This is a genomic window from Psychrobacter sp. 28M-43 (assembly GCF_014770435.1).
In the GTDB taxonomy this organism is placed as follows: Bacteria; Pseudomonadota; Gammaproteobacteria; order Pseudomonadales; family Moraxellaceae; genus Psychrobacter.
Window position 1 is genome coordinate 922,551 of sequence record NZ_CP061739.1, and the last position, 16,583, is coordinate 939,133.

The following is a 16,583-nucleotide window of genomic DNA, read 5'->3' on the forward strand; positions in this document are numbered from 1 at the left end:
TTATTTAGAGGACGACTGCTTTCTAGTTGATATCAACTGAGAGCGCTTTTGAAATTATTTTTAAGTTGTATAGCCTATAAAAAAACGCCTCATAATGAAGGCGTTTTTTTATAGAAGTATTGAAACAGATACTATTGAAATAGACGTTACTTGGTTAGAATCAAGCGATTGTTGCGAGTTAGGCGTAGTCGATACTCTTCGCCTTCATGCTCGATACGTACCTCTTTAGTCAGTGCAAATAGATGTTGTGATTGCAAAGTAGGTAGACGGTTTTCACGACAGTTTAAATAACGAGAGATGACCATGCTCATAGTAAATTCCTTTTGAGAAGAAGTGGCTTAAAAAATTGGCTAACCATAGCGTAATTGTTTTTAACGATAATAATTATCATTTAGATTTGATAAATTTGCAAGGCAATTGATAAAATAAAATGCAGTTATTATGTAAACTTATCTAAGTTTACTGTCATAAATCATTCCGATTGAATATTTTATCTATATAAATTAATAGGTTAGGTAGTAAATTTAAATAAATCATCTAGCCTATAAAAACTATTAAATTATCAAAAATAATCAGAGTAAACACCGAAATAAAGGATATAAGTATGTTGAACGGGGCAAATCAACAATCAGAGACAAAGCCGGAAAGTAAGACAAATAGTAAGACAAATAGTAAGACGAAAACTGACAAACCTAGCATTGTAAATGTTGCAGTGGCTGTCATTCATTATAAAGATCAGTATTTGCTTGGGTTTCGAGATGCTACTCAGCATCAGGGAAATCGTTACGAGTTCGTTGGTGGAAAGATAGAAGCAGATGAGTCAGCAGCGCAGGCGTTGATAAGAGAAGTGGCTGAAGAGACGGGTATCCTGCTTGATAATAATACTATCGTTAAGCTTGGGCGTTTGCATCATGATTATGGCGATAAGCAGGTCAGCCTACAGGTTTATAAGATTGAGCTGACAGCAGAGCAGTACGAGCAGCATAGACACTGTGAACAAGGTTTAGAAGGGCAGGCATTAACTTGGGTAAGCAAATCACAGCTTTTGGCAGGAGCGTATCATCTGCCCGCTGCTAATAAAACAATCCTTGAATGGTTGGAACTCCCATCGAAGATAGCGATTACTTATCCTCTAGCACATTTCGGCACACACATTGATGCAGCGGCGGCGTGGCTACAGTATCACCAAGAAAAGCTAACATCAGAGTCGTGGGTATATATCCGCTTGAAGGACGCAAATTCTAAGCATCTTACTGAACAACTGATGACGGCACGCCCAGATATTTTAGCGATTTTACCTGATGATAATGAGCAGCCTTTGAATGTTGAGGAATCACTAACCGCTAATGAGACAGAAACTGGCCAGCGAATAGTTGCTAAGCATTTAACACACTCAACACTGATGCATTGTTTCGATGAGGTAGGCAGTCCTACAGTTCTCACACAGTTGCTATCCAAAGACCATCCGCTTATCGTCAGCTGCCATGACATTGCGAGCATAACAGCAGCCAATCAACTTGCTAGCATGCGCATACAGAATGCATTACCACCAGTGATTGGTACTTTTATATCGCCTGTGCTCGCTACCCAAACACATCCTGATGACACACCGCTTGGCTGGGAAGCATGGTCAGCGTTAGCAGAGTTAGCTGATATGCCTGTCATTGGGTTAGGCGGGCTAGAACCTGCTATGCTCAATCAAGCATTGCAGTATGGCGGTATCAGTGTGGCAGGTATTCGTCAGTTTATATAATCCGCATGACTCAAGAAAGCTATAGGTAGTCTACGGTGTCACATGCCTGAATGTGACCCGTATTAGACTTGCGTATTAAGCTTAGTAAGTTCAAATAACTGATTTTTAATTTAGTTATCCAGCAAGTAACTGTGTGGTTATGATGTGTTCAAACAACACTCAAACCCCATAGTTACTTACAAACCGTTGCGTTTTCCTACATTGCACTACTGTTTTAATAGTCCAGTTGTCCTTAATATATATTGCATATCTACGATACGTTGATCTTATTTCTATAGACGAGTGACTAACCGAAAGTAATGTTCAAAATACAATAATAAAAAAGCTTTTGTAGAGTCAAGTTTTGCACAAATAATTTATACCAAAGCAAATGGCTTTTAGAAAACGAGACCAAATAGATGCCGTACATAAAGCGTTTTTAACAATCACTATTTAAGAATGGTACTCCTATGAAAACCAATAAGTTACCTGAGTCAGCATGGACTGATTCACAGGCAGCTGGTTCTCAACTTCAGCAGCCTAAGCAATCGCTCAATGACAATGAATATGGCGATGATACGCAACAGACAAATCAAGCTAGTAATGATGCTAGCTATAATCACGACAGCTCGAATGGCGAATATTCGCACCATCTGGCAAAAGACACGTCTTCGCAAGACAGCTATTTTGGATACAAAAGCGCCGACAAAAGCCCTAGGGCAAAAGAGTCAGCTATGAGTAACAATGAGATAAGCAAAGATCTAACAAATAGCAATGAAGACAATCATGATGTGGCTGGTGGCTATAAGTCAGCGCAAAATAAGCAGCCACAAAAGCTAAATGAAGATGAGCCATTAATGTCAGGACTGTTAGAGGATCAAATAGATAATCTAAACAGTGGTTCTGAACAGACCATCGACGCTGAGCAAACGAGTGATGCACCAACAAACAATTCATCTTACAAAGAAATACCGGAGCGCATATTTATGAATGGACTGATCAAACATACAGGCATTGCCTTAGCGATTATTATACCGTTAGCAGCGTTCTCAGCCTATGCGGCCACGCCGCCAGTGAACATGGCAACTAATAACACGGCAACTAATGGCATGTCTGATGACACGATGAGCGAGAAGACCACGACCGATATGCTATCGGTTCAGCCAAGTGATATTATTCATAAATCTGCAAGCACGCCAACTACTGTAGATAACGTAGATCTAAATACCTATGCAGGTACTTGGTATGAGATTGGCCGTTTGCCGATGTATTTCCAACGTAAATGTGCAGGCGATGTGACCGCCAACTATGCTCAAAAAGATGACGGCTCAGGAATCACGGTTACTAATAAGTGTGTGAGCGAGGACGGTTCAGGTATCGTGGCAGAAGGTTTGGCTAAACCAGTCGATGAAAGCGGCAGCAAACTAAAAGTGACGTTCTTACCAAAGTGGATTCGCTGGATTCCGGTCGGCCGTGCTGATTATTGGGTGCTAGCACGTGATGCAGATTATAAAACTGCGCTAGTAGGGACGCCTGATAAAAAATACTTATGGCTACTAGCACGCTCGCCAAATATCAGTCAGGAAACGTATACTAAATATCGTCAAATTGCTCAGCAGCAAGGTTATGACTTAAAAGAGTTTACATTAACGTCACAGAGCAACCAAACGGTAAATTTAGCACCACAAGCGTTATAACTAAATTTACTACTTTAATTAAACCATATAGCGATTATTATTTAATAACGTCTCGATAAGGCAGCATATATGGCTGCCTTTATTTTTATTACTAGCTGTATATGAGAACTATATATAAGAGCTATATACGAGAGTAAAACCTATTATGCACGCTAGCTAATCGGTTACTACTGGCAAAATGAGGCGTTTTAGGCTAAAATCTAGGCGATTCAAATACTCTAGCGTCAATAACCCATATTGATAGTGGTTGATTATCATATTAGAGTCGCCATTTAGAGCATACACGACCTATCTATTTTACACTTCTTCATATTTTATTGATCATACATTACTGACCATAAGGATGTTTCTCGTGAGCAACGCTGATACCTTACGCCAATTACATCAAGACCACTTGAGCAACTACAACAATCAAGAGCAACAAGCGATTGAGCTTATGGGGCTACTAAACAAGCTCTATAACCAGCAAGACGTACAAGTGACTTTGTTTGGTGAAACGCTAGACTCTACCTCAGTTGGTCAAATACTTGCTTTACATCAAAAAGTAGCACTACGCGACCATGGTGCCAAAGCTATCGATATCGCTGATACTCTAGCGATGGTAAAAGTTATCTCAGAAAATACTGATATTCAAGCCACTCGTATCGATGTTGGTCAATTGATTGCTAATGATACGGACTTACAAACCGCTCTACAGTCTATTAACAACGCTGGTGCTGTAAACGGCGCGACGGATGTTGTGCTGTATGGTTTTGGCCGTATCGGTCGTATCTTGACTCGTCTGCTATTGTCACAAGCGTCAAGCGCGAAAGGTCTACAACTAAAAGCGATCGTTGTGCGTCCAGCCGCTGCTGGTGACTTGGCTAAGCGTATCTCATTGCTTGAGCGTGACTCAATCCATGGCAGATTCTTAGGCGGCATCAGTATTGATGATGATAATAACGGCATGATCGTTAATGGTCGTTTTGTACAAGTTATCTATGCCAAAGACCCAAGCGAAATCGACTATACTGCTTATGGTATCGACAATGCTCTTGTTATCGATAACACAGGTATCTGGAAAGACGAAGCAGGCCTTGGTAAGCACTTACAGTCTACTGGCGTGAAAAAAGTGTTGCTAACAGCACCTGCTGGCGGCGATATCAAAAACGTCGTTTATGGCGTGAACAATGACACCGTTGGTGATGATACGATCGTTAGTGCTGCTAGCTGTACGACCAATGCGATTACGCCAACGCTGAATGTATTGAATGATGAGTACGGTATTGTAAATGGTCATGTAGAGACTATTCATTCATTTACCAATGATCAGAACTTAGTTGATAACTATCATAAAGCAGACCGCCGTGGTCGTAGTGCTGTAATGAACATGGTTATCACTAGTACTGGTGCTGCAAAAGCTGTCGGTAAAGCTTTGCCAGAATTAAATGGTAAGCTGACGGGTAACGCTATTCGTGTACCAACACCAAACGTCAGCTTAGCAATCTTGAACGTGAATCTGAAAACTGCTCCAGCAAGCGCTGATGCGTTGAATGAGTTCTTGCGTAAAATGGCTAACAGCAGCACTTGGCAGTCGCAGATTGCATATACGGATTCTACAGAAGCGGTATCAACTGACTTTGTTGGTACGACTCATGTTGGTATTGTCGATGCTCAAGCTACTATTTTGACTGACAACCAAGCTATCGTATATGTTTGGTATGATAACGAAGTAGGTTATAGTACTCAGGTATTGCGTTTGGCGACGCAAATGGCCGGAATCAGCTACGCTCAGATTCCAGCATAGATTACTAAATACAGTAGAGCAATAACGTCATACCAAGTATAGTAGCGCTATCGTGTCATAAGAATGGCGCTGTAGCAGATGCTACTTTGAATAGCTTGGTAGGATTTTAACTGTCATACTTAAACACCCGATAGTCCGATTGATTATCGGGTGTTATTGTCATAATGGGCACTAAGTAAAAGTAGACTTTATACAGTGTTTATTTTGACGCAACAACATAGCAAAACCCCAAAATACAACCGTTGGTTGTAACCAGTTTATAGACTGGATTGTGAATTAAGGAACGTAAGATGCGATTTATTGATGAAGCCGTCGTAACGGTAAAAGCAGGTGACGGTGGTAACGGAATCGCCAGTTTTCGCCGAGAGAAGTATGTCCCACGTGGTGGACCTGATGGTGGTGATGGCGGCAAGGGCGGAGATGTATATGTCATTGCAGAAGATAACACCAACACCCTAGTTGACTATCGTTATACGCGTCGTCATGACGCCATGCGTGCTGAGAACGGCCATAGTAGAAACTGTTCAGGTAAAGGGTCTGATGATCTTTATTTGCCAGTACCAGTTGGTACCACGGTAGTTGATACCGAAACAGACGAAGTATTGGGCGATTTGATTGAGATTGGCCAGACATTACTGATTGCCAAAGGTGGCGATGGTGGTCTGGGTAATACCCATTTTAAAAGCTCGACCAACCAAGCGCCGCGTAAAGCGACGTCAGGTTTTGAAGGTGAGCTAAAAGTTCTTAAGTTTGAGCTAAAAGTAGTGGCTGATGTTGGTTTGATTGGTTTGCCTAATGCTGGTAAATCGACTTTTATACGTCAAGTCTCTGCTGCTAGACCAAAAGTGGCTGATTATCCGTTTACCACCCTAGTACCAAACTTGGGTGTGGTCGATATTGGTCGTCATCGCTCATTTGTAATGGCCGATATTCCTGGTCTTATTGAAGGTGCATCAGAAGGTGCAGGACTTGGTATTCGCTTCTTAAAACATGTTGCGCGTACACGTCGTCTGTTACACTTAGTTGATGTCAAGCCTGTTGATGGCAGCGATCCAGTCGAAAATGCTCGCGTTATTTTAAATGAGCTTGAGCGTTTTTCTCCTGAATTGGCCAACTTACCGCAGATTTTGGTATTAAACAAAATCGATCAGGTCAATGATGAAGATTTGAACGCGCTTTGTACTCATATCGTCGCAGAGCTTGGTTGGACTGGTATGGTCTTCCGTACGGCAACGCTAACTGGTGAAGGCGTTGATGCGGTCAAATATCATCTAATGAATGATATCGAACTTGAGCGTGAGCGTGAAATAGAAGATCCTATCTTCGCTGAAGCACAAAAAGAACGTTTCGAGCGTCTAGAAGCTGAAGTACGTCTTAACACTGAAGCACAGCGTGAAGCATATCGTGCGGCTCGTAAAGCGGCGCGTGAAGGCTTGGATGCGTCTGATTTTGACGACGATGATGACGATGGCGTTGAGGTAATGTACGTTCCTTAAGCTAGTATGCTTGAGCAGTTATATTTGAATTGTGAATTTAATCCCTACAATCAATTAATATGAAAAAAGGAGTTTATATGGCAGATGACATAGCAAACACGATGGAAGAAGCAAGATTTGTTAAGCAAACTCGCAACTTTGATATTCAGCGCGTTATTGTCAAAATTGGTTCATCACTATTAACCAATAACGGTCGAGGGCTGGATCGTACTGCCATATATGAGTGGGCAAAGCAAATTGCTAAGCTGCACAAAAAAGGCGTTGAGGTACTGCTGGTATCATCAGGTGCCGTTGCTGAAGGTGTGGTACGTATGAACCTTGAGGAACGCCCTAAAAAACTAGCAGCACTACAAGCCTGTGCTTCTATTGGTCAAATGGGATTGATTGAAACATGGTGGTCAGCTTTGATTCAGCATGGTATTCAAAGCTCGCAGCTCCTGCTAACTCATGATGACTTGTCTAATCGTAGCCGTTATCTTAACACCACTGGTGCGCTGACCCAGTTATTAGAATGGCGCGTACTACCGGTTATCAATGAGAACGATACCATCACGATTGATGAGATTAAATTTGGCGACAACGATACCTTGGGTGCGATGGCAGCCGCGATGGTTAATGCTGATTTGTACATTATCTTAACCGATCAAGAAGGTGTCTTCACTGATAACCCACGTGATAATCCTGATGCCAAGATGATTCGCCAAGAACGTGCAATGGCGGATTATTTATTTGATATTGCAGGAGACGGTGGTAAGCTTGGACGCGGTGGTATGTTGACCAAAATCCGTGCTGGACGCCTTGCTGCAATGGGTGGCTGTCCTACCGTTATCGTCAGTGGTGCTATCGATGACGTTATTACCCGTGTGGTATCAGGCGAAGCTGTAGGTACCTTGCTGACGACTAATGACGAAGATAAAATCATCGCGCGCAAACAGTGGCTAGCTGCGCATCTACGTATGTCAGGTAGCTTGGTCGTCGATGCAGGTGCTGCAAGAGCATTGACTGAGCACAATAGAAGTTTATTGCCAGTGGGTGTTGTAGAAGTGCAGGGCGGATTTGATGAAGGTGATGTGGTAGAAATCATCCATCAAGATACAGGTGAACGTATTGCCGTTGGGCAGGTAAACTTCTCATCGAATGATGCGCGCCGCGTCGCTCGTGAGCGTACCGAACAGTTCGATAAGATCTTTGGCAGTAGCGAAGAACGTGTCGTCATGGTACACCGTGACAATCTTGCATTAACTGTATAGCGCTTTTATATAACCTTTTTTATTCAACTTATTTTATCCAGTACGATATCCATTGATAAATATGGATATTGTGCTGTTTTGGAGATTTGTACATGAGTGCTTCAGACGGTAGTAACTCGGTTCAGCAACAGTTTGCACCTTTAAAAAATGATAGATTGCTACGTGCATTACGTTTTGAGCCCATCGATACCACACCGGTATGGATGATGCGCCAAGCTGGTCGTTATTTGCCAGAATATAAAGCCACTCGTGCTGAAGCTGGTGACTTTATGAGCCTGTGCAAAGATACAGATCGCGCTACTGAAGTGACTCTGCAGCCATTGCGCCGTTATGATTTAGATGCTGCCATTTTATTTAGTGATATTTTAACTATCCCTGATGCGATGGGATTGGGCTTGTATTTCGAAACAGGTGAAGGTCCTAAATTTAAGCATCCTATTCGTGAGCAGGCTGATCTTGATAGATTGCCAGTGCTTGAGCCAAACGACTCTTTAGATTATGTAATGCGTGCTGTAACCAGTATTCGTAAAGCATTGAATGGTCAAGTTCCATTATTTGGTTTCTCCGGTAGTCCGTGGACGTTGGCTACTTATATGATAGAAGGCGGTAGCTCGAAAGATTATCGTTATACCAAAGGCTTCTTATATAGTAACCCTGATTTTTTACATCAGTTATTAGACAAGCTTGCGACGTCAGTTATTGACTATTTAGATGCCCAAATCGTCGCTGGTGCTCAAATTGTACAGATATTCGATAGTTGGGGCGGTGCGTTAGGCCATCGTCAATTTATCGAATTCTCACACATTTATAATAAACGTATTGTCGCTGAACTAAAGGAACGTCATCCACAAGTACCTGTAGTGCTATTCACTAAAGGTGGTGGGTTATGGCTTGATATTCAGGCTGACAGCGAAGCGGACGTGTTAGGTTTAGATTGGACGATGCCGATTGATCGTGCGCGTCAAGTATTGACTGAAAGTCAGCGTCAGTTGACCAAAAAGCATAAGAAATTGCAAAGCAGCAAAGCTATCCAAGGTAACTTAGATCCAGCGACGTTATACGGTTCGCCTGCGACAATTCGTTCTGAAGTGAACGCCATGCTTGACCGTGCTTACGCTGACGGTGAAAAGACTGGTTACATAGCAAACTTAGGTCACGGTATCACCCAGTGGGTTAACCCTGACAATGCCAAAGTGTTTGTGGATGCAGTACACGATTATAAAATTTAAGAGTCAGAATATTTAGAGAGTGATTCTGTCTTTGTTCGCATTTGTAGAACTATATAATTTATGGAACTGAATGAGTTATAAGCAAATATAGAATCTATCAGTGCATATTTAGTATTTACCAAGAAAAGGGTGTTTTATGATTTCAGCAGCGATCGTCGGTGGTACAGGCTATACGGGTATTGAGCTCATTCGCTTATTATCTGCTCATCCTGAGGTTTCTATTGATTTATTAACTTCTCGTAGCGAAGCTGGCACTCGTGCTGATGAAATCTTCCCAAGCTTACGCGGTGTGTCTGACATCGTTTTTAGCGACTTAGGTGATAATACGCTTGCTGCATTGCAAAAATGTGATGTTGTGTTTTTTGCGACGCCGCATGGTGTAGCAATGAAGCAAGCTGAAGCGCTTATTCAAGCTGGCGTTAAGGTCATCGATTTGGCTGCTGATTTTCGTTTGCAGTCACTGACTGACTTTGAGCACTGGTACAAACAGTCACATGCTTGCCCTGAATTGTTGAAAACAGCGATCTACGGCCTACCAGAAATCAATCGTGACAAGCTTGCGAATGCGTTACTAGTAGGCAACCCAGGTTGTTATCCAACCACTGCGATTTTGGGTTTAAAACCAATTGTCGCAGCCCAGAATAAGCAAGCAGAGCGTTTGATCGAGTCTCGTATTGTTATCGATGCAAAATCTGGCGTGTCTGGTGCAGGCCGTCAAGCATCACTTGCACTTAACTATGCTGAGACGACGGATAGCTTTAAAGCTTATAGCGTCGAAGGCCATCGTCATTTACCAGAGATTGAGCAGGGTGTTGCACAGTTATTAGACAGCCAGTTCGCGCATCGCATTCGCTTTTTGCCGCATTTAGTACCGATGATTCGGGGCATGCTAAGCTCTATTCATATGGAGCTGACCGATGCTGGTGCTGCTATCGATTGGCAGCAAGCGTTTGAAAATAGCTATGCGTCAGAGTTGTTTGTTGATGTCATGCCAAAAGGCCTTTATCCAGATACGCGTAGTGTTCGCGCTAGTAACCGTCTACGTATTGCCGTACATCAGGATAATGAGCGTGCTGAGCTAACAGTTATCGTTGTTCAAGATAACTTAGTCAAAGGTGCTGCTGGGCAGGCTGTGCAAAACATGAATGTGATGTTCGGTTTTGATGAGTCAATGGGGCTGAACTTTGCACCGATTGTTCCTTAATATCAACGACTTCATATTCCAATCATTCACATTTACGGTGCTAGGTATTGATTATAAATTCGGCTATAATGACTTGCCCTTACCCTTAAGAGATACTGTCTAAATGCGTGTTCAGCTCGTACTACGCTTTTGCTCACAGCCAGCACGTCAATCGTGTAAAGACTCGGTTATACCTAGCTTGGAGCGCAAACAGCATTCCTTTAGAAATAATAATGTCCCTATAAGTGGTATTGCTAGCTCACAACACGGCGCTTCTACGTTAGTATTGGCACTGTTTGTAGTGGCCGTATTAGTGACAGCAGTGGTTGGGCTGGTATTCGGTCATAAGCTTGGTTACCAACGTGGCCTTCATTCGATGGAAACAGAAGCCAAGCAAGCAATCATCGATAGCACTGAAGCGACACAAGCGCTAGAAGATTTGCGTCTTAGCAATAAGATAGCTACTAACCAAGCAGCGACTGCCAAACAAGAACTGGCTATCAGTTTGGCTAATTTAAAAGAACTGCGTGAAAGCCAGCAAGAACTAACAGTAGAAAATAAGCAAGTGTCACAGCTCAATGAGCTATATTCAGATGTCATTCGTGAGAAAGGTGGTATGCCTTTACAGGTATTAGGTGCCAAAATTTCGCCACTACCTGAAAATGCTTTTGAGTATGGTTTTGATATTGGGATGCTCAGCAGCGATGGTCAAGCCAAACGCCTACGGCCTGTATTGACGCTACTTAATAATGATGACCTTGTAGAGGTGCCACTTGACCCTGCATACCATATGATCGAAGGTATCGTTCGGATACGTGGTCGCTTTGTAATGCCATCAGGCTTTAGACCTTTGCAAGCCAAACTGACTTTGCAAGCTGGTGGTCAAAAAGTAGAGCAATTGTATGACTGGAAGCTCGGTGATAGTGTGGATAACATGCTACCATCGCTTTTAGATTTACCAGAAGTTGATGAAAGTCCTATCGTACCTTAATTACCTCATGTCTTAATGAATTACTCAGTGACGATGCTGTGGTTGAAATCAAAGCACAATGGCCTTAGTTAGTGGTTGTGCTTTATACCATGCCTTATCGCCTGCCTTAACAACCTCTTCTATCTTAAACTTACCTTATAATTATATTTTGATTATGATGAAAAAAATGATATCTCAAGCCACGCCAACGGTTGCTGATTGGCACTTTCCCAATATGCCTGCTCATCGTGCACAAGACGGTGATACCGATGGTGAAACGTCACCGCAAGCAGATGTATTGGTCGCAGAGCCTGAAGTAGCCAAACCGCCTATGTATGCGGTTGTTATGTACAATGACAACTACACGCCGATGGAGTTTGTTGTATACATATTGCAGTCAGAATTTCGTCATAGTATGGATTCTGCGGTCGAGATTATGCTGACTATTCATAATAGCAGCAAAGGTATTGCTGGCATTTACCCCAAAGATATCGCCGAGACCAAGGCTAAAAAAGTAAATAGTCTGGCACACCGCGAAGGTTATCCGTTATTAACTCAAATCGAACCGCATCAAGGCGAGTAGAGTAACTTATTAATTTCTTATACTGATATATGGCTCTATTAAAGTTTTACCTACTGTTCTTTATTTCTAAGTAATTCATATCAAAGCTCACCTTCATAGTGAGCTTTTTTGACTTTTCAGTCATCCCTCTTATATATGAACTTTGCCTCTTAAAATAGTTTTATTATCCATAGAGTCTTGATTTTTATAATAAATAACCCTATCTATTAAAATAGCCTGTTCAATAGTTTTAGACTAAGTATCTCAGTTAAACTTGCTAAAACTACGTCATTTCTAGCTTCTAAAATATCAATCTTTCTTTCTATCTAATCAGTTTTTCAACATTTAATATTCGTTATTAAGGTTGTCGCTACTAGCTTGTAGCACGCTTTGATACATTTTAGTCTGTGTTAATAGATTGACTCCGTTGAAGTATCGTGTTGATATAAAGAAAAGCGGCCATGGATAGTTATGATTACTGTTGGCTGATAGCGAGATTATAGTATTTAATCAATAGTCTACCGCTCACCTCATTTATTCATGACTTCTAATAATACGAATATAGCCCTTGAACAATTCATCTACCGCCCTGATTTACTTACTAACTCATTCATAAAACTATCAATTATAAAGATAGATATAACCGTAGGAAGTTGTTATGTTAAGTCGTCATCTTGAAGTTTCTCTACGTTTAGCAATGACGCTTGCGCGCCAAAAATCGCATGAGTATCTCACTGTTGAACACTTGCTTTTGGCCTTATTAGAAAACACTCATGCTGCCAATACGTTGACTGCTTGTAATGCTAATGTCTCGGCGTTGCGTACTGAGCTTGAGGTTTATATTAATAAACACACGCCAACTATTGATGCTGATACAGAACAGTCACCGCAGCCGACTCAAAGCTTTGATCGTATCTTGCAACGTGCTATTTTTCACGTGCAATCGATCGGTGGTGGTCGTTTGGTTGAAGGGTCTGATATTTTGGTCTCTATGTTTTCAGAACATGATACCTATGCTGTCTACTTGCTTAAAAAACAAGGCATCAGTCGCCTTGAGCTAACTCAGTATTTATCACACGGTCAAGATAAAGAAGAGCCATCTGAATCACGTGGTTCTGCAGGCACTGAGCGTCGTAGTGCTTCTGAAAAGACCAGTAAAGATCCATTGGTTGAATTTGCAACCAATCTAAACCAGCGAGCTGCTGAAGGTAAAACCGATCCTTTGATTGGGCGTGCTTCTGAAATTGAACGTGCTGCCCAAGTACTATGCCGTCGTCGTAAAAATAACCCATTGCTAGTAGGTGAGCCTGGTGTAGGTAAAACCTCTATCGCTGAAGGTTTAGCATGGTTAATTATTAACGACAAAGCACCGAAGCCCCTTAACGGTTGCGTGATTTATAGCCTTGATATTGGTTCACTAATTGCGGGAACTAAGTATCGCGGTGACTTTGAAAAACGCATGAAGTCATTGCTTGATGCATTAAAGAAAAAACCAAATGCTATTCTTTTTATCGATGAAATTCATATGATTATTGGTGCTGGTTCATCAATGAGCAGCAATATGGATGTATCGAACCTTATCAAGCCAGCGCTTGCCAACGGTGAGCTGCGTTGTATTGGTTCAACAACCTTTACTGAATATCGCCAAGTATTTGAAAAAGACCATGCATTGTCGCGTCGTTTCCAAAAAATTGATGTTAAAGAACCCAGTGTGGATGACACTATCGATATTCTGCGTGGTCTAAAACCTCGTTATGAAGAATTTCATAATGTTGAGTATACGGATGAAGCGTTGGTCACAGCGGTACAGTTATCAGCCAAACATATTCATGAGCGTTTTTTACCTGACAAAGCCATTGACGTGATTGACGAAGCAGGTGCGTATAAGCGCTTAGGCGTGGTGCCTGATGTCGATGATATCGAAGCGGAAGAAAGTTTCATTGCTGATTTAGAGCAAGATTTTGATGCACAGATCGATGCTGATATCGATAGTGATACAGATAATGAAATGCAAGATGAAGCAGCGACTGCGAAAGCAAGCGATAGTGCTAAATCGGCAGATGGTGTGAAGTTATCAAAGGGTCAAAAGCCACCGATGAAAATCGATGTGGCTGATATCGAGGCTATTATTGCTAAGTTGGCACGTATTCCACCCAAATCTGTATCGAGTGATGACAAGAGTATTCTTGAGCATTTAGATCGAGATCTTAAGCACTTGGTATTTGGTCAAGATGAGGCAATTGCCACGTTGGCTGATGCTATCAAGCTATCACGTGCAGGATTAAAAGCACCTGATAAGCCAATCGGTTCATTTATGTTTGCAGGTCCAACTGGTGTGGGTAAAACAGAAGTATCGCGTCAGTTAGCGAACCTGTTAGGTGTAGAATTGGTACGCTTTGATATGTCAGAGTACATGGAAGCGCACACGGCATCACGCTTGATTGGCGCGCCTCCAGGTTATGTTGGCTATGATCAAGGTGGCTTGCTTACTGAAAAAATCAATCAGCATCCACATTGCGTGTTGTTGCTTGATGAGATTGAAAAGGCGCATCCAGATGTCTTCAACTTGTTACTACAAGTAATGGATCATGGTACGTTGACTGATAACAATGGTCGTGTGGCCATCTTTAAACAGGTCATCGTTATTATGACAACGAACGTTGGTGCTGATAGTATCAGTCGCTCGTCAATGGGCTTTACTCAACAAGACCATAGTCGTGATAATACAGAGTCGCTGAAACGTGTCTTTACGCCAGAGTTCCGCAATCGCTTAGACGCTATAATTCAGTTCAACCCTCTAGATACGTCAGTTGTTGTATCGGTTGTCGATAAGTTCTTAGTTGAATTACAAGTACAGCTTGATGATAAGCAAGTGACATTAGAGATTGATGATGATGTACGTGACTACTTGGCGGACAAAGGCTATGACCGTCTAATGGGTGCACGTCCGATGCAACGTCTGATTCAAGATGAAATCAAAAAACCATTGGCAAGTATGATTTTGTTTGGTGATCTGGTTAATGGCGGTGTCGTTCATCTGACTTTAGAGCCTAAAGTCGATGATTCTCAAGAGAATGATACGATGAAGCTTGATAAGGTATCAGACAAAGGCTCAGCTGATAGTCGTATTATTCTGACAGTTGTTGAAACTCATGAGCCACATCCTGATTCTGAGTCTTTAGCCAGTTAAGTTATTTAGTGTTGACATCATAAAAACGGCTACCGTATTACTGCGGTAGCCGTTTTTTTATTGCTATAATTCATCAACAAAGCTCATACTATTTTTTGTTAGTATGATTATTTACAGTAAGCTGGCTTTAACGAAGCTATGGAACTTATAACAAGATAACAAGATAACAAGATAACAAGTATAAAAAGGACACACTATGGAACTGTTCGATGAACCGACAACAAAGACTCCAGAACAAAAACAAGCGATTTTAGACAATGTCCGTTTACCAGAAGATTGGAAAACGGCATTAGCAGATGAGCTAACATCTGAGAATATGGACAATCTACGCGCGTTCTTAAAAGAGGCGTATCAGTCGGATGATAGTATCTATCCGCCTGCACCATTGATGTTCAATGCGCTTAACCTCACGCCGTTATCGCAAGTCAAAGTGGTAATCTTGGGCCAAGATCCTTATCATCGTCCAGGTCAGGCTATGGGGTTATCATTTTCTGTTCCTAAAGCCATTCCTAAGCCACCATCATTAAATAATTTACTTAAAGAAATGGCAGATGACATTGGCATTCGGCCTTCAGCGCATGGCGATTTGACATACTGGGCACAGCAAGGCGTTCTACTGCTTAATAGCTCACTAACTGTCCGAGAAGGCGAGCCAAACAGTCATCAAAATAAAGGTTGGGAGCAGTTTACTGATGCTGTAATCGATGCCGTTAATGAACAGACCAAGCATACTGTATTTATTCTATGGGGTAGTAAAGCCCAGAAGAAAGGTAAGTATATCGATACGGATAAGCATTTGATTCTGACAGCGGTACACCCATCACCACTGGCGGCAAACCGTGGCGGCTTCTTTGGCACTAAACCTTTTTCTAAGACAAATGACTACTTGGCGCAGTATGGCCAAACTCCAATTGACTGGCAATTACCACAATAAATGCAAAATATACAAAATATAAGCTTAACGCCGTATCAACCTTTAAATATGCAGGCTAGCACCTTTTGGTTAGCTGAAGATATTAAATGGATGCAACAAGCAATCCAACTGGCTAAGCAGGGTGCTGAGCGAGGAGAGGTGCCTGTAGGTGCTGTATTGGTACATGATCAGCAGATTATCGGCCAAGGGTTTAATCAACCTATTAGTAGCCATGATGTTACTGCTCATGCAGAGATAGTTGCATTGAGAGACGCTTGTACGCGTTTAGAAAACTATCGATTGCCGCTACAAACTACTTTATATGTCACTTTAGAGCCTTGTACGATGTGTATCGGTGCTCTAATCCATGCGCGTGTAAACAAGTTGGTGTACGCAGCGAGTGAACCGCGTGCTGGGATGGTTGGTAGTCAAATGGACTTATCATTACAACCTTTTTACAACCACAGTATTCAAGCCTATAGCGGGTTATGCAGCAAGCATAGCAGTCAAATACTAAAGACATTTTTTCGTGAGCGTAGGCAAGCGGCGAAAAAGAATAAGGCCACTATATAAAT

At 42.0% G+C, this 16,583-nt stretch carries 13 protein-coding genes; 12 read left to right on the forward strand and 1 reads right to left on the reverse strand.

What is annotated here, in order from left to right:
* Positions 1-146: 146 nt before the first annotated feature.
* Positions 147-305, reverse strand: coding sequence for a hemin uptake protein HemP (gene hemP, locus IEE84_RS03930; RefSeq protein WP_227672156.1), 159 nt, complete (start codon positions 303-305; stop codon positions 147-149).
* Between the two features lie 299 nt (positions 306-604).
* Between hemP and IEE84_RS03935 the strand changes: the two genes are divergently transcribed.
* The 12 genes from IEE84_RS03935 to tadA all read left to right on the forward strand — a co-directional run bounded on the left by IEE84_RS03935 (position 605) and on the right by tadA (position 16,581).
* Positions 605-1,753 carry an NUDIX domain-containing protein gene (locus tag IEE84_RS03935; protein ID WP_191114925.1) on the forward strand — a complete coding sequence of 383 codons (1,149 nt, stop codon included), beginning with the start codon at positions 605-607 and terminating at the stop codon, positions 1,751-1,753.
* A gap of 449 nt (positions 1,754-2,202) precedes the next feature.
* The gene (locus IEE84_RS03940) at positions 2,203-3,429 is read left to right on the forward strand and encodes a lipocalin family protein (protein WP_191114926.1); all 1,227 of its coding nucleotides are present in this window, start codon (positions 2,203-2,205) and stop codon (positions 3,427-3,429) included.
* A gap of 343 nt (positions 3,430-3,772) precedes the next feature.
* The gene (locus tag IEE84_RS03945) at positions 3,773-5,215 is read left to right on the forward strand and encodes a glyceraldehyde-3-phosphate dehydrogenase (protein ID WP_191114927.1); all 1,443 of its coding nucleotides are present in this window, start codon (positions 3,773-3,775) and stop codon (positions 5,213-5,215) included.
* A gap of 290 nt (positions 5,216-5,505) precedes the next feature.
* Positions 5,506-6,711 carry an Obg family GTPase CgtA gene (gene cgtA / locus IEE84_RS03950; protein WP_057759175.1) on the forward strand — a complete coding sequence of 402 codons (1,206 nt, stop codon included), beginning with the start codon at positions 5,506-5,508 and terminating at the stop codon, positions 6,709-6,711.
* Between the two features lie 77 nt (positions 6,712-6,788).
* The gene (gene proB, locus IEE84_RS03955) at positions 6,789-7,961 is read left to right on the forward strand and encodes a glutamate 5-kinase (protein ID WP_057759177.1); all 1,173 of its coding nucleotides are present in this window, start codon (positions 6,789-6,791) and stop codon (positions 7,959-7,961) included.
* Positions 7,962-8,053: 92 nt separating this feature from the next.
* Entirely contained in the window at positions 8,054-9,190 is a 1,137-nt protein-coding gene (gene hemE / locus IEE84_RS03960; protein WP_191114928.1) for a uroporphyrinogen decarboxylase, read from the forward strand.
* A gap of 136 nt (positions 9,191-9,326) precedes the next feature.
* Positions 9,327-10,394 (forward strand): N-acetyl-gamma-glutamyl-phosphate reductase, encoded by a 1,068-nt coding sequence (argC, locus tag IEE84_RS03965; RefSeq protein WP_191114929.1) that lies wholly within the window; start codon positions 9,327-9,329, stop codon positions 10,392-10,394.
* 103 nt (positions 10,395-10,497) lie between these two features.
* A complete protein-coding gene (locus tag IEE84_RS03970) occupies positions 10,498-11,364 on the forward strand; it encodes a hypothetical protein (RefSeq protein WP_191114930.1) in 867 nt (288 codons plus the stop codon).
* Between the two features lie 166 nt (positions 11,365-11,530).
* On the forward strand, positions 11,531-11,926 hold the full coding sequence (locus tag IEE84_RS03975) for an ATP-dependent Clp protease adaptor ClpS (RefSeq protein WP_101206289.1): 396 nt from the start codon (positions 11,531-11,533) through the stop codon (positions 11,924-11,926).
* A gap of 637 nt (positions 11,927-12,563) precedes the next feature.
* Positions 12,564-15,095 (forward strand): ATP-dependent Clp protease ATP-binding subunit ClpA, encoded by a 2,532-nt coding sequence (gene clpA, locus IEE84_RS03980; RefSeq protein ID WP_191114931.1) that lies wholly within the window; start codon positions 12,564-12,566, stop codon positions 15,093-15,095.
* Positions 15,096-15,291: 196 nt separating this feature from the next.
* Positions 15,292-16,029: a uracil-DNA glycosylase gene (locus tag IEE84_RS03985; RefSeq protein WP_114700820.1), complete on the forward strand. Its 738-nt coding sequence runs from the start codon at positions 15,292-15,294 to the stop codon at positions 16,027-16,029.
* Positions 16,030-16,581 (forward strand): tRNA adenosine(34) deaminase TadA, encoded by a 552-nt coding sequence (tadA, locus tag IEE84_RS03990; protein ID WP_191114932.1) that lies wholly within the window; start codon positions 16,030-16,032, stop codon positions 16,579-16,581.
* Positions 16,582-16,583 lie beyond the last annotated feature (2 nt).

Coding starts and splice junctions, on each gene's coding strand:
- hemP (WP_227672156.1), bottom strand. CDS start 305: ATGGTCATCTCTCGTTATTTAAACTGTCGTGAAAACCGTCTACCTACT.
- IEE84_RS03935 (WP_191114925.1), top strand. CDS start 605: ATGTTGAACGGGGCAAATCAACAATCAGAGACAAAGCCGGAAAGTAAG.
- IEE84_RS03940 (WP_191114926.1), top strand. CDS start 2,203: ATGAAAACCAATAAGTTACCTGAGTCAGCATGGACTGATTCACAGGCA.
- IEE84_RS03945 (WP_191114927.1), top strand. CDS start 3,773: ATGTTTCTCGTGAGCAACGCTGATACCTTACGCCAATTACATCAAGAC.
- cgtA (WP_057759175.1), top strand. CDS start 5,506: ATGCGATTTATTGATGAAGCCGTCGTAACGGTAAAAGCAGGTGACGGT.
- proB (WP_057759177.1), top strand. CDS start 6,789: ATGGCAGATGACATAGCAAACACGATGGAAGAAGCAAGATTTGTTAAG.
- hemE (WP_191114928.1), top strand. CDS start 8,054: ATGAGTGCTTCAGACGGTAGTAACTCGGTTCAGCAACAGTTTGCACCT.
- argC (WP_191114929.1), top strand. CDS start 9,327: ATGATTTCAGCAGCGATCGTCGGTGGTACAGGCTATACGGGTATTGAG.
- IEE84_RS03970 (WP_191114930.1), top strand. CDS start 10,498: ATGCGTGTTCAGCTCGTACTACGCTTTTGCTCACAGCCAGCACGTCAA.
- IEE84_RS03975 (WP_101206289.1), top strand. CDS start 11,531: ATGATATCTCAAGCCACGCCAACGGTTGCTGATTGGCACTTTCCCAAT.
- clpA (WP_191114931.1), top strand. CDS start 12,564: ATGTTAAGTCGTCATCTTGAAGTTTCTCTACGTTTAGCAATGACGCTT.
- IEE84_RS03985 (WP_114700820.1), top strand. CDS start 15,292: ATGGAACTGTTCGATGAACCGACAACAAAGACTCCAGAACAAAAACAA.
- tadA (WP_191114932.1), top strand. CDS start 16,030: ATGCAAAATATACAAAATATAAGCTTAACGCCGTATCAACCTTTAAAT.